Annotated in this window: 9 protein-coding genes; 4 read left to right on the top strand and 5 right to left on the bottom strand. The window is 59.1% G+C overall.

What is annotated here, in order from left to right; all coding sequences use genetic code 11:
• Positions 1-125 precede the first annotated feature (125 nt).
• The 5 genes from ABI171_RS14585 to ABI171_RS14565 all read right to left on the bottom strand — a co-directional run bounded on the left by ABI171_RS14585 (position 126) and on the right by ABI171_RS14565 (position 4,792).
• The gene (locus ABI171_RS14585) at positions 126-938 is read right to left on the bottom strand and encodes a transglutaminase family protein (RefSeq protein ID WP_348093268.1); all 813 of its coding nucleotides are present in this window, start codon (positions 936-938) and stop codon (positions 126-128) included.
• An 8-nt stretch (positions 939-946) separates the two neighbouring features.
• The gene (locus ABI171_RS14580) at positions 947-1,966 is read right to left on the bottom strand and encodes an alpha-E domain-containing protein (protein ID WP_348093267.1); all 1,020 of its coding nucleotides are present in this window, start codon (positions 1,964-1,966) and stop codon (positions 947-949) included.
• Between the two features lies 1 nt (position 1,967).
• On the bottom strand, positions 1,968-3,383 hold the full coding sequence (locus ABI171_RS14575; protein WP_348093266.1) for a circularly permuted type 2 ATP-grasp protein: 1,416 nt from the start codon (positions 3,381-3,383) through the stop codon (positions 1,968-1,970).
• A gap of 293 nt (positions 3,384-3,676) precedes the next feature.
• Positions 3,677-4,111 carry a cupin domain-containing protein gene (locus ABI171_RS14570; RefSeq protein ID WP_348093265.1) on the bottom strand — a complete coding sequence of 145 codons (435 nt, stop codon included), beginning with the start codon at positions 4,109-4,111 and terminating at the stop codon, positions 3,677-3,679.
• Positions 4,112-4,138: 27 nt separating this feature from the next.
• Positions 4,139-4,792 carry a glutathione S-transferase family protein gene (locus tag ABI171_RS14565; RefSeq protein ID WP_348093264.1) on the bottom strand — a complete coding sequence of 218 codons (654 nt, stop codon included), beginning with the start codon at positions 4,790-4,792 and terminating at the stop codon, positions 4,139-4,141.
• Between the two features lie 139 nt (positions 4,793-4,931).
• Here ABI171_RS14565 and phaZ point away from each other — a divergent pair, with 139 nt between their 5' ends.
• From phaZ to ABI171_RS14545, 4 genes are all read left to right on the top strand, one after another.
• Complete coding sequence (phaZ, locus tag ABI171_RS14560; RefSeq protein ID WP_348093263.1) at positions 4,932-6,161, top strand: polyhydroxyalkanoate depolymerase; 1,230 nt, start codon at positions 4,932-4,934, stop codon at positions 6,159-6,161.
• Between the two features lie 75 nt (positions 6,162-6,236).
• Complete coding sequence (locus ABI171_RS14555; protein WP_348093262.1) at positions 6,237-9,596, top strand: transglutaminase family protein; 3,360 nt, start codon at positions 6,237-6,239, stop codon at positions 9,594-9,596.
• A gap of 170 nt (positions 9,597-9,766) precedes the next feature.
• Positions 9,767-12,325 (top strand): circularly permuted type 2 ATP-grasp protein, encoded by a 2,559-nt coding sequence (locus ABI171_RS14550; RefSeq protein WP_348093261.1) that lies wholly within the window; start codon positions 9,767-9,769, stop codon positions 12,323-12,325.
• Positions 12,325-13,257: a transglutaminase family protein gene (locus tag ABI171_RS14545; RefSeq protein WP_348093260.1), complete on the top strand. Its 933-nt coding sequence runs from the start codon at positions 12,325-12,327 to the stop codon at positions 13,255-13,257. Before ABI171_RS14550 ends, ABI171_RS14545 begins: the two co-directional genes overlap by 1 nt.
• The last annotated feature ends 333 nt before the right edge of the window (positions 13,258-13,590 follow it).

The raw sequence follows: 13,590 nt of genomic DNA, 5'->3' as shown, positions 1-13,590 counted from the left end.
ATGAGAGAAAAATACAAAGTGGAGATTCTACAGGAAGCAGGAGCCGTTTCCTGACTGCGGCGGTGAATCTGTTGTTGATTATGCGACAAGTCGGGGCGAATATGGAGGCCGCCTTATTGTTCTAATCATTGTTCTGATGGCATTGCGGAAACATTGACCTGCACACTCATTGTCTCTTCGCCACCACCACGGCGCACGCCACGCACGGGCGCAGCCGATTCATAGTCGCGCCCAATTGCCAATCGACAATAGTTGTCACTGGCGAAGCAAGCATGCGTCACATCGATACTGATCCAGCCGGCAAAACCGTTTTCCTCCACCCAGACATCGACCCAGGCGTGGCTTTCGGCATGGCTGGTGTTGCCGGGATCGATATAGCCGGAAACATAGCGCGCCGAAATCCCCAGCGTGTGGCAGCAAGCCAGGAACAGATGCGCATGATCCTGGCAGACGCCCTGGCCCAGCGCCAAGGCATCGTCGGCGCTGGTGGTGACGGCGGTGGAGCCGCTCTGGTACGCAACTGCGCCGCAGATTGCCTGCGCCAGGTCCAGCAGCCGCGTGCTGTCGGCGCCGGCTTGCAGGTGGCGATAGGCGAAATCCATGACCGCCGGCGTCGGCTGCGTCAGCGGCGTCGGCACGGTAAATACCAGCGGCGAAAATTCCCCCGCCTGCGGCAGTCGTCCCTGTTGCAGCGGCGTCACGGCCACCGTTCCTTCGGCGACGATGCGTACCTCGTGATGCGGCTTGGTGACGGTCAGCATGTGGCTCAGGTTGCCGAACGCATCGGTGAACGGATGGCGGCTGCCGGAACTGCTGATATGCCATGCCAGGGTGCGTTGCTGCGCGTCCGCGCGCGGCCACAGCCGCAGTTGCTGGATGGTGTAGGTCAGCGCTGCGGTGTAGTGATAGACAGTTTCATGGCGAATGGTCAGAAGCATGTGGGCTATCAGGTATTGAGCGGCACCAGGAAATCGCGGCTGATGCGATTGCCAAGCTCGAAGATGCGTTCGAAGAAACGCGTCAGGTAATCGTGCAGGCCGGCGTCGAGAATTTCATCGAGCGTGCTGAACTTGAGGTCGGCGTGCAGCTTGCCGGCGAAGCGTTCGGTATCGGCCGACATATCGTTTTGCACATGCTTGAGATTGCCGACCACCTGCGTCATGCAAGACAGCAGCGAGCGCGGCATGTCCGGCCGCAAGATCAGCAAGTCAGCCACGCGCGCCGGCGTAATGACGTCGCGATATACCTTGCGATAGATCTCGAAGCCCGACACCGAACGCAGAATCGCCGCCCAATAGTAGAAATCGATTTGCGGATCGGCGGCGATGGCTTCCTGCGCCTGGCTCTGTTGCTGACCGATGGTCTGGCTTTGCTGCTGGCCGTTCTGGCCCTTCTTGTAAGAGCCTTCCTTGGCGCCGTGGAACTTGACGTCGATAATACGGGCGGTATTGTCGGCGCGTTCGAGGAAGGTGCCGAGGCGGATGAAGTGGAATGCTTCATCCTTCAGCATGGTACCGATGGTGACCCCGCGCGACAAATGCGAACGGTGTTTGACCCACTCGAAAAATTCCGCGGGATTCTGTTCCAGCGCATTGGTTTGCAGGTAGCCCTGCATCTTGATCCAGGTCGCGTTCTGGATTTCCCAGGCTTCCGTGGTCAACGCGCCGCGCACCGCGCGGGCATTCTCGCGCGCCTGCTTCAGGCAAGATGCAATCGACGATGAATTGCTGGGATCGCGCACCATGAAATCGATCACGTCTTTCTGTGTGACCACGCTGTATTTCTTGTCGTAGGCATGGGTCAGCTCGGAAATGCCGAGCACGGCGCGCCAGCCCTTTTCGACATCTTCGACCGACTGCGGCAGCAGCCCGGTTTGCACGTGCACGTCCAGCATGCGTGCGGTGTTTTCTGCCCGCTCGGTATAGCGGGACATCCAGAACAAATGATCGGCGGTACGGCTTAGCATGTTATTTCTCCAGAATCCAGGTGTCTTTGGTGCCGCCGCCTTGGGACGAATTGACCACCAGCGAGCCTTCCTTGAGGGCGACGCGGGTCAGGCCGCCGCGCACCAGCGAGACATTCTTGCCGGACAGGACAAACGGCCGCAGATCGAGATGGCGCGGCGCGATGCCGGATTCGACATAGGTCGGACAGGCCGACAAGGCCAGCGTCGGCTGGGAGATATAACCATCCGGCTTGGCGATCACGCGCTGGCGGAAATCCTCGATTTCCTGCTTGGTCGAAGCAGGGCCGACCAGCATGCCGTAGCCGCCGGCGCCATGCACTTCCTTGACCACCAGGTCCTTGAGATTATCCAGCGTGTATTGCAGATCCTCTTTCTTGCGGCACTGGAAAGTCGGCACGTTGTTCAGGATAGGCTTCTCGGATAAGTAGAATTTCACCATGTCCGGCACGAACGGATACACCGATTTATCGTCGGCGACGCCGGTGCCGATGGCGTTCGCCAGAGTGACGTTGCCGGCACGGTAGACCGACAGCAGGCCCGGTACGCCGAGCGAGGAATCGGGACGGAAGGCGAGCGGATCGAGATAATCGTCATCGATGCGGCGATAGATGACGTCGACCCGTTTCGGCCCGCGCGTGGTGCGCATGTAGACGGCGTTGTCGTTGACGAACAGATCCTGTCCTTCAACCAGTTCCACCCCCATCTGCTGGGCCAGGAAAGCGTGCTCGAAATAGGCCGAGTTGTACATCCCGGGCGTCATCACCACCACGGTCGGATCGGTGACCCCGACTGGCGCCACGGATCGCAGGTTATCCAGCAGCATGTCGGGATAATGGTCGACCGGCGCAATTTTGTGGCGCAGGAAAAGTTCGGGGAACAGCCGCATCATCATCTTGCGGTTTTCCAGCATGTAGGAGACGCCCGACGGCACCCGCAGGTTATCTTCCAGCACATAGAACTCGCCCTCACCGGCGCGGACGATATCGACCCCGGCGATGTGCGCGTAAATGTCAGACGCCACCGAGATGCCTTGCATTTCGGGGCGGTACTGGGCATTGCGGAAAATCTGTTCAGCCGGGATCACGCCTGCCTTGACGATGTTCTGGTCGTGGTAGATGTCGTGGATGAACATGTTGAGCGCCTTGACGCGCTGGATCAGGCCGGCTTCCAGGGTCGCCCATTCTTGCGCATGGATGATGCGCGGAATGATGTCGAAGGGGATCAGGCGTTCGGTGCCTGCATCATTGCCGTAGACGGCGAAGGTGATGCCGACCCGGCGGAATATCAGATCGGCTTCGGCACGCTTGCGCGAGATGGTTTCAGCGGTCTGGGCCTGGAGCCAATTGGAAAATTCGTCATAGTGCGGACGCACCGACGACTTGCCATCGGAGTACATTTCATCGAAAAAATTTGCCATGATCTTGCTTTGCTGTGGTTTGATCGGGAACTATCAAGTAGCTATCAAGAAGCGTGCCTGTAGCACGCTTTATGTTGACGATTAGGCATTTGCTTATTCAAAGATTAACATGCGGCCTCGCATTTTGAACAGGCTTTATTTGCAACAATGTGGCGTCAACTCTTAGCAAATTTTGCATATTTCTGGTGGCGGCCTCCGTCTCGGTACGTGTGAGAATTTTTTCCAGTTGCAGGGCAGCTCGGAATCGGCCCAAAATCGGTTCAGACTCGGTTCAGACTCGGTTCAGACTCGTCTCATGCCCACGGCTTCGGCGCCGGAACGGCGCAGGGCGCCGGCATGTCGATGGAGGTGAACGCAGCGGGGCCAACGATTTCAAGATACTCCATGTCTTCCGAGTAGTCGAATAAAAAATGCACGATGCCGGGGCGCTGGTGCACGCAGTCGCCGGCCTTGACCAGGGTTTCCTGGTCCTCGTACATGAAGCGGGCCCAGCCCTTGAGCATGTAGACGATGTGGAAATCCGCTTCATGGCGGTGCCAGCCGGTGCCGACTTCGGGCGCCATGTTGGCCTTTACCAGATGCGCCACGACCTTGCCGCCGGTGGCGGCGGCGATGCCGAGATCGCGATACTGGAAAAAATCGCGCAGGCCGCCGGATTCGAATTCGGTATCGCCTGCACAGACGTGCGAAAACAGATTGGTTGAACTTGTTTCCTTACTTGCATCCATGGCAGCGCTCCCTTCGTCAAGACCAGGTCAGAATTCCACATCCAGTTCATTGATATCTTCCGGCTCCAGCTTGGCCGCCTTGATCCATTCCTGCATCTCGGGCAGCGCAATGATGCGCTTGCAGTATGCGCTGCAAACCGAATCCAGTTTCACGTCATAGGTCAGGAAGCGGGTCGCCACCGGCGCGTACATGGCGTCGGCCATCGAGCGTTCGCCGAACAGGAACGGCCCGCCGTAGGTCGCCAGGCACTGTTTCCAGATGGTGGTGATGCGTTTGATGTCGGCCTCGGCGCGCGACCACACCTTGAAGTCGGGGAAGCGCGCCTTGATGTTCATCGGCAGGGCGGAGCGCAGGGCGCTGAAGCCCGAATGCATCTCACCGCAGATTGAACGGCAATGGGCGCGTGCCGCGCGGTCGGTTGGCAACAGGCTTGCCTTGGGCCGGATCTCGTGCAGGTATTCACCGATCGCCAGGGTGTCCCAGACCACGATATTGCCGTGGTACAGGCAGGGCACAAGAATCGATGACGACAGTAGAAGGATTTCGGCGCGGGCGTCAGGATCATCAGGCGAGATAATGTTTTCCTGGAATTCCAGGCCGGAAAAGCGAGTCAGCAGCCAGCCGCGCAGAGACCATGACGAATAGTTCTTGCTGGTGATGCTCAAGGTAGTCTTAGGCATGGCAATATCTTCCGTGTTGGTTCGAAAGGGACTTGATTGGCAAACCGTTTCATAAACTCTGAGCAAAGGCCGTGCCAGATCTTGGGCATGGATATTGCAGCTTGTGGCAAAGCCGGCATTCCAATAATAGGGTAGTCCCATGACGAAAATTTACCAGGCATATCAGGGCTATGCGGACCTCAGCGATCCCATGCGCATGTTGGCTGGCGCTACCGCACCGCTATTCGGCGGCAAATGGCCGGGTTGGCCGGATAGTCTGGCGCTGCGCAGGCTGGCGGCAGCCTGTGAAGTGTTTTCATGCACTCGGTTGACGCATAAACGCCCCGCATTCGGGATAAGCAGCGTGGAAGATGGCGGTTGCACAGTTTCGGTGCATGAAGAGGTGGCCGACCAGACGCCATTCTGCACTTTATTGCATTTCCGCAAGGAAACCAAGACCCCGCAACCGCGCATATTGCTGGTGGCGCCGATGTCGGGCCACTTTGCCACTTTGCTGCGCGGCACTGTCAACACTTTATTGCGCGATCACGATGTCTATATCACCGACTGGCACAATGCGCGCGATGTTTCCCTGGACGATGGCCGTTTCGGCTTCGATGAATATGTCGCCCACCTGATCCGTTTTATCGAGAAAATCGGCCCTGGCACCCATCTGGTGGCGGTCTGTCAGCCGACCGTGGCGGCGCTGGTGGCGGTCTCGCTGATGGCGGCAGAAAAGCATCCTGCGCAACCTGCCAGCATGACCCTGATGGCGGGGCCGATCGATACCCGCATCAATCCGACCACAGTCAATCAGTTGGCGAAAAGCAAGCCTATCGCCTGGTTCGAAAAAAACCTGGTGAGCACCGTTCCCGGCCGCTACATCGGCAGCCAGCGCCAGGTTTATCCTGGCTTCCTGCAGCTCACGGCGTTCATGAACATGAATCTGGAGCGCCACATGAAAGCCTTCCAGAATCTGTATAACTACCTGGTTGAAGGGGAGGACGAAAAAGCCGACGCCATCAAGACTTTCTACGCCGAGTACTTCGCCATGTCGGACCTGGCGGCGGAGTTTTACCTGGAAACCGTGCAAAGCGTTTTCCAGGATCATGCACTGCCGCTTGGCGAAATGCAGGCATTAGGGCGTACCATAGAACCGGCGGCGATCCGTCGCACCGCCTTGTTTACCGTCGAAGGAGAGAAGGATGATATTTGTGCAGTAGGGCAAACCGTGGCGGCGCAGGACATGTGCAGCGGCATCCGGCCGTACATGAAATTGCACCACGTGCAAACCGGGGTGGGGCATTATGGCGTCTTTAATGGCCGCCGCTGGGATAATGAAATCTATCCACGCCTGCGCGATTTCATCCATAGCCATCATCAGCAATAATTTTTTTAGCGTTCCTGGCAGTAAAGTACAAGCATTGCTTGATTCACCGATTGTTGATTGTCGCAGAGGATATCCATGTCAATTCACGTTGCACTCAACCATCTCACTACCTACCGCTACGACAAGGCCATCAGCCTCGGCCCGCAGATCATTCGCCTGCGGCCGGCGCCGCATTGCCGTACCCGGATCCTGAGCTACTCGCTGCGGATTTTGCCGCAGCCCCATTTCATCAACTGGCAACAAGATCCGCAGGCCAATTACCTGGCGCGACTGGTGTTCCCGGAAAAGACGACGGAATTCCAGATTGAAGTCGACCTGGTGGCCGAAATGTCGGTCCTCAATCCCTTCGATTTCTTCCTCGAACCGTATGCCGAGAAAGTGCCGTTTACCTATGCGGCGGAATTGCTCAACGAGCTGGAACCGTACCGCAAGAAATTGCCGGTGACGCCGCAGCTGCAAAAATTCCTGGATACGGTGCCGCGCGAAAAGATCCGCACCGAAGATTTCCTGGTCAACCTGAACCAGCAACTGGCGCAACTGATCGGTTACACCATTCGCATGGAGCCCGGGGTGCAAACGCCGGAACAGACTCTGGACCTGGCGTCCGGCTCCTGCCGCGATTCGTCCTGGCTCTTGGTGCAGATCATGCGCCATCTGGGGCTGGCGGCGCGCTTTGTGTCCGGCTACCTGATCCAGCTGACGGCGGACCAGAAATCGCTGGATGGTCCGTCCGGACCACAAGCCGATTTCACCGACCTGCACGCCTGGTGCGAAGTGTATCTGCCCGGCGCCGGCTGGATCGGTCTCGACCCGACTTCCGGCTTGCTGGCCGGCGAAGGCCACATCCCGTTGTCGTGCACGCCCGAGCCATCCTCGGCGGCGCCGGTCAGCGGCATGGTCGAGCCGAGCGAAGTCGAATTCGGTCACGCAATGAGCGTCAGGCGCATCTTTGAATCGCCGCGCGTCACCAAGCCTTACAGCGAGCAGCAATGGGAGCAGATCGAAGAACTCGGCCATGCCATCGACGATGACCTGGACGAGCTCGATGTGCGCCTGACCATGGGCGGCGAGCCGACCTTTGTGGCGCTCGACGACCCCGAAGGCGACGAATGGAATACCGCCGCCATGGGCCCGACCAAGAAGCCTCTGGCGGTGCAACTTTATCATCGCTTGCGCGAGCAATATGCGGCGCAGGGTTTGCCGCATTTCGGCCAGGGCAAATGGTATCCGGGCGAGCAGCTGCCGCGTTGGGCTCTGAACTGTTACTGGCGTAAAGACGGCGAACCGATCTGGAATATACCTGAGCTGATTGCCGATGAAACAAAAAAACAGGCGACCGATGAAGGTGTCGCCGAACGTTTCCTGCATAGCGTCGCTACGCGTCTGACGTTAGAGCGGCAGCACGTCTTTGCCGCCTACGAAGATATCTATTACTACCTGTGGCGCGAGCGCCGGCTGGCGATCAATGTCGATCCTTCCGATGCGCGGTTGGACGACAAGCAAGAGCGGGCGCGGCTGGCGCGGGTATTCTCGCAGGGACTGCGCAAGGTAGCCGGCTATGTCTTGCCGCTGGCCCGCACTGCGGATGAAAAGGCCTGGCAAAGCGGTAACTGGTATTTGCGCGGCGACCATTGCTATCTGCTGCCCGGCGATTCACCGCTGGGTTATCGCTTGCCGCTGGATTCTCAGCCGTGGGTCAAGGCTGGCGATTTTCCCCATGTGCATCAGCCGGATCCTACGCAGAAATTCGAGCCGTTGCCGCCGGCGCGGCAACTACGGCAGAAACTGGCAACGCCGGTTGCTGCCAAAAGCGCAGCCGCAACCACTGATGCGCCGAAATACAGTACCGCCTTCAGTACTGACGCCAGCAGCCCGGCCCGGCTCACCAGCATCCCGGCGCCAGCCGAGTCCGCTGCGCACATCACTCGCACCGCCTTGTGCGCCGAAGTGCGCAACGGCGTGCTGTATCTGTTCATGCCACCGCTCGCGCGCCTCGATGATTACCTGGAACTGGTAGCTGCGATAGAAGCGACCGCGGAAACCTTGCAACAGCCGTTGCTGCTGGAAGGCTATGAGCCGCCTAGTGATCCGCGCCTGAAGAAATTCAGCGTGACGCCGGATCCGGGCGTGATCGAGGTCAACGTCCAGCCTATGCACAGCTGGAGCGAACTGGTCGCCAACACCACTTTCTTGTATGACGTGGCGCGCGAAACCCGCTTGACCACCGAGAAATTCATGCTCGACGGCCACCATTCTGGTACCGGCGGCGGCAACCATCTGGTGCTGGGCGGCGCCACTACCGGCGATTCGCCGTTCCTGCGCCGTCCGGATCTGCTGCGCAGCCTGATCAGCTACTGGAACAACCATCCGGCGCTGTCCTATATATTTTCCGGCATGTTCATCGGCCCGACTTCGCAAGCGCCGCGCGTCGATGAAGCCCGCAACGATTCGGTGGTCGAGCTGGAACTGGCTTTCACCGAGATGGAAAAGCAGATCGCCAAGGAAAGCTGTGCGCCATGGCTGGTCGACCGCCTGCTGCGCAATCTGCTGATCGATGTCACTGGCAACACCCACCGCGCCGAATTCTGTATCGACAAGCTTTACTCGCCGGACAGCAGTACCGGCCGTCTCGGCCTGCTGGAGTTGCGCGCCTTTGAAATGCCACCACATGCGCGCATGAGCCTGACCCAGCAGCTGTTGCTGCGGGCGCTGGTGGCGCGTTTCTGGAAGACGCCTTACAAGCCGCCGCGCCTGGTGCGCTGGGGTACGGAACTGCATGACCGTTTCCTGCTGCCGCATTTTATCTGGCAGGATTTTGGCGACGTCATGGACGACATGCAGCAAGCTGGCTATGCCCTCAAGCCGGAATGGTTCGCACCGCACTTCGAGTTCCGTTTCCCGAAAATCGGCGACTACGCCGTCAACGGCATCGCGCTTGAACTACGCACGGCGCTGGAACCGTGGCACGTGCTGGGCGAGGAAAGCCGTTCCGGCGGCAACGCCCGTTACGTCGACTCCTCGCTGGAGCGGGTGCAGGTGAAGGTAAGCGGGATGGCGCCAGACCGCTATGTGCTGACTTGCAACGGCGTGGCCGTGCCGCTACAGCCGACCGGCAGGGGCGGCGAGTTTGTCAGCGGCATCCGCTACCGCGCCTGGCAGCCACCATCGGCGTTGCATCCGACCATCGGCATCGACTCGCCATTGACTTTCGATCTGGTCGATACCTGGAATGGCCGCAGCCTGGGCGGTTGCCAGTATCACGTGGTGCATCCGGGCGGGCGCAGCTACGATACTTTCCCGGTCAATGCCTTCGAGGCCGAAAGCCGTCGCCTGGGACGTTATTTCCGCCTCAATCACACGCCGGGAACGATGCAAATAAAGCAAGCGATAGCGTCCGTCGAGTTCCCATTTACGTTAGACTTACGTCACTTCTGATCAACCTCGCCAGTCAAGGCTCCTCTAAAACGCTGTCATCCCCGCGAACGCGGGGAGCCAAATTGCCGCCTAAAATGGTTTCCCGCGTTCGCGGGAATGACGCGGCGGAGTTCTTTGATTCCTTGGCGCAGGTTGTCTTTAACCAATTAAAGTGACGCAAGCAACCAACCATGTACCGGCGTTTACTCGAAAGTTATCCTGCTGAAGCCGATCGTTACGACGAGATGCTAGAGGCAGGCGGCCGCTTGCGGCCGCATTGGCGGACCCTGATCGATCAGCTGGAAGATTTGTCCCCGGAGATCCTGCGGCGCCGTGCGCGCGAAGTACGCGAAGCCATCGCCGCCGACGGCGTTACCTACAATGTGTATGCCGATCCGCAAGGCGCCAACCGGCCTTGGGAGCTGGACCTGCTGCCGCAGATTATTTCAGCGGAAGAATGGCAAACGCTGTCCGCGGCAGTCACCCAGCGTGCGCGCTTGCTGAATGCTGTGCTGGCCGATCTGTACGGACCGCAGACTTTACTTTCAGAAGGTTTGTTGCCGCCGGCGCTGGTCTTCGGCCAGCATGGCTATCTGTGGCCTTGCCGTGGCATCGAGCCGCCGGGCGGGATTCACTTGCACCTGTACGCCATCGATCTGGCGCGCTCACCGGATGGCCACTGGTGGGTCATGTCGGATCGCACCCAGGGCCCCTCGGGTGCCGGTTATGCCTTGCAAAACCGCCAGATCATGTCACGCGCCATGCCGGACACGGTGCGCGACATGCATGTGCAATCGCTGCTGAAATTCTTCCATACCCTGCATAACAGCCTGAGCGAGCTGGCGCCGGCCGGGGGCGAACCGCCGCTGGTGGTGCTGCTGACGCCGGGGCCGTATAACGAAACCTATTCCGAGCACGCATTCCTGGCGCATACGCTGGGTTTCCCGCTGGTCGAAGGCGCGGACCTGATGGTGCGCGGCGATATGGTCTACCTGAAAACCCTGAGCGGCTTGCGCCGGGTGCATGCGATCCTGCGGCGGCTGGATGACGACTATTGCGATCCGCTGGAATTGCGCGCCGATTCCGCGCTCGGCATTCCCGGCCTGGTGCAAGCCGCCCGTCTCGGCAATGTGCTGATAGCCAATTCGCTCGGCAGCGGCGTGCTGGAGTCGGGCGCCTTGCACGGCTTTCTGCCGGCCATCAGCGAACGCTTGCTGGGCCAGCCGCTGGCCTTGCCGGCCGTGGCGTCCTGGTGGTGCGGCGAAAAGCCCGCGCTCGAATACACCCTGGCCAATCTTGAACAACTGGTGATCATGCCGGCCTTCCCCTCGATGCGGATGCAGCCGATTTATGGTCACAGCCTGAATGCGCAGTCACGCCAGCGCGTGATTGAAAGCCTGCTGGCTCAGCCGCACGCGTATGTGGCGCAGGAATGGGTGCGTCTGTCGCAAGCGCCGGTGTTGTCGCGCAGCGGCGAATATCGTTTGATGAGCCGCGCCATCAGCCTGCGGGTATTCGTGGTGGCCGCCGCCGATGGCAGTTATCACGTGATGCCGGGCGGGCTGACGCGGGTTGCGCCGCGCCAGCGCAAGGATATCGTTTCAATGCAGCAGGGCGGCGCCAGCAAGGATGTCTGGGTACTGGGGCAGGTGCGGCAGGAGACCGCGGATGCGAATGCGGCGCCGGCAGCCGCGTTTGAAAATCAGGATGGTCGACAGCGCGCCTTGCATACTTCGCTCGATACGATTCGCAGCACGGTGGATATTTCTTCACACGCCGGCGAAAACCTGTTCTGGATGGGCCGCTACGCAGAGCGTTGCGACAACCTTGCGCATTTGCTGCGCGCCACCTTGCAACGCAGTACCGATCTGCAGGGCGAAACGCGCGAGAATTTTTATCAGCTCTGTGAGATTTGCCGAGGTCTCGGGATTGCATTGCCAGACCTGTCAGCTGCAGGAAAGCCAACCATCAACATCTTGCAGCAAGCTTTGATTGCCGCGATTGTCGATCCCGCGGTTGCTACCAGCATCGCCGGCAACCTGCGGCATCTGCATCATTGCGGCTACCAGGTGCGCGAGCATCTTTCGCTCGATAACTGGCATGCCATCAATCGCATGCCCGGTCTGGTGGCGGACAGCGGTGGTCCGGCTGGAACGACGCCGGCGCTGGCGTTGAACATGCTCAATAACGTGATCCAGGCTTGTGTCGGCCTGGCCGGCCATGCGCTGGACGACACCACCCGCGACGAAGGCTGGCATTTCCTGATGCTGGGACGGCATATCGAACGCATGACGCATCTGGCCACTTTGTTCGGGCAGTTTTTGCGCTTGCCGGTGGAGTCGCAGAACAAGACCCTGCCGTGGCTGCTGGAGTCGGCCAATAGCGTGGTCACTTACCGGGTGCGCTACCGGCGTGCGCCGGAGTGGCTGCCGGTATTGCATCTGCTGGTGTTCGACGTCAGCAATCCGCACGGGATCGCATTCCAGTTCCAGATGCTGGAACGTTATCTGAGCGATATCGGCGAGCAGTTGGGAACCCTCAGCATGGATACGCCGGCGCATTTGTCGGCCTTGCTGCGCGAATTTGAATTGCAGGATCTGAGTCATGATTCCTTGTTCGTGGCCGACGCGCATGCGCGTCTGGTGCAACTGATGCGTGATGCGATTACCGGAGCGTTTGCCTTGTCGGATGAACTGGCGCGGCATTTCTTTACGCCTTTGAGTGCGCCGGTCAGCCAGGGGGTGTCGTAATGAGCGAGTACGTTTATCACATCCGTCACGATACGCACTACGCGTATTCGCTGCCGGTGCGGTTGTCGCATCAGATGCTGCGCTTGACGCCGCGTTCGCTGCCTTGGCAAACCTGTACTTCGCATGGCATCGGGATTACGCCGGAGCCGCAGAATTTGCGCTTGCTGCTGGATAGTTTCGGCAATCCCATGCAGTCGTTTTCTTTGGAGATCGATCACACCGATTTGCGCGCCATTGCGGATTCCTGGGTTACCTTGACGCAGCGGCAGTTGTCGCCGTTGACGCCGCCGTGGGAATCGGCGCGCGCCAAATTGTCGTATCAGGCGGGGCAGTTTTTGCTGCCCGATGATCTGGAGGCTACGCGGTATTTGTTCGAGTCGGCGCATGTGCGTATCAAGCGTGAGTTCCTGGCTTATGCGATGGAATCGTTTACGCCGGGGTTGTCTTTGCTGGATGGCGTTCAGAATTTGATGACGCGGATTTTTCGCGAGTTTACTTTTGATCCGCTGGCTACTACTGTTTCGACTCCGGTTACCGAGGTGTTTGCTACTCAGCGCGGGGTTTGTCAGGATTTTGCGCATTTCATGTTGTCTTGCTTGCGGTCGTTGGGGCTGGCGGCGAGGTATGTCAGCGGTTATTTGCTGACTGAGCCGCCGCCGGGGCAGCCGCGTCTGATCGGGGCGGATGCTTCGCATGCTTGGGTGTCGGTGTATTGTCCTGGCATCGACGGCCAGCCGAGCAACTGGATTGATGCGGATCCGACTAATGGGATTTTCCCTGATACCAGTCACATTACACTGGGGTGGGGCCGAGATTTTCTTGATGTTTCGCCTTTGCGGGGTGTCTTGATCGGCGGGGGGCAGCAAACCATGGATGTCGCTGTCACAGTCATGCCGGCAAATGAAGCCCCGGGTTTCGGATTCGCAGTTTGAGTCAATCGTAGTTAAATGGGGTCATAGTTTTTTTACGACAGCTTTATCGTCGTAAATTACTCTGACCCCATTTAACGGGCCACGGAGTACACGCATTTGCATTCGAAACGGCGGTTACTCCGTGGATGCAAGCCGGGGGTAGCCCGGCAGCTAGTTACTTTTTCTTGCTTCGCCAAGAAAAAGTAACTAAAAAGAAGGCGACCGCAAAGCCCTTGCCTTTCCTTCGGTCAGGTCCCCAAAAGCGGTGCGTGCCAGTCGGGTGGGGCACAAACTCGCTTCGCTCAGACATGTGCCCCACAATTCCCGACTGCCACGCGCCTCTTTTGGCAAGTT

Source organism: Collimonas sp., from assembly GCF_039923675.1.
In the GTDB taxonomy this organism is placed as follows: domain Bacteria; phylum Pseudomonadota; class Gammaproteobacteria; order Burkholderiales; family Burkholderiaceae_D; genus Collimonas.
The sequence above is the reverse complement of the archived record's forward strand: the minus strand, read 5'-3'. Positions and strand labels throughout refer to the sequence as shown.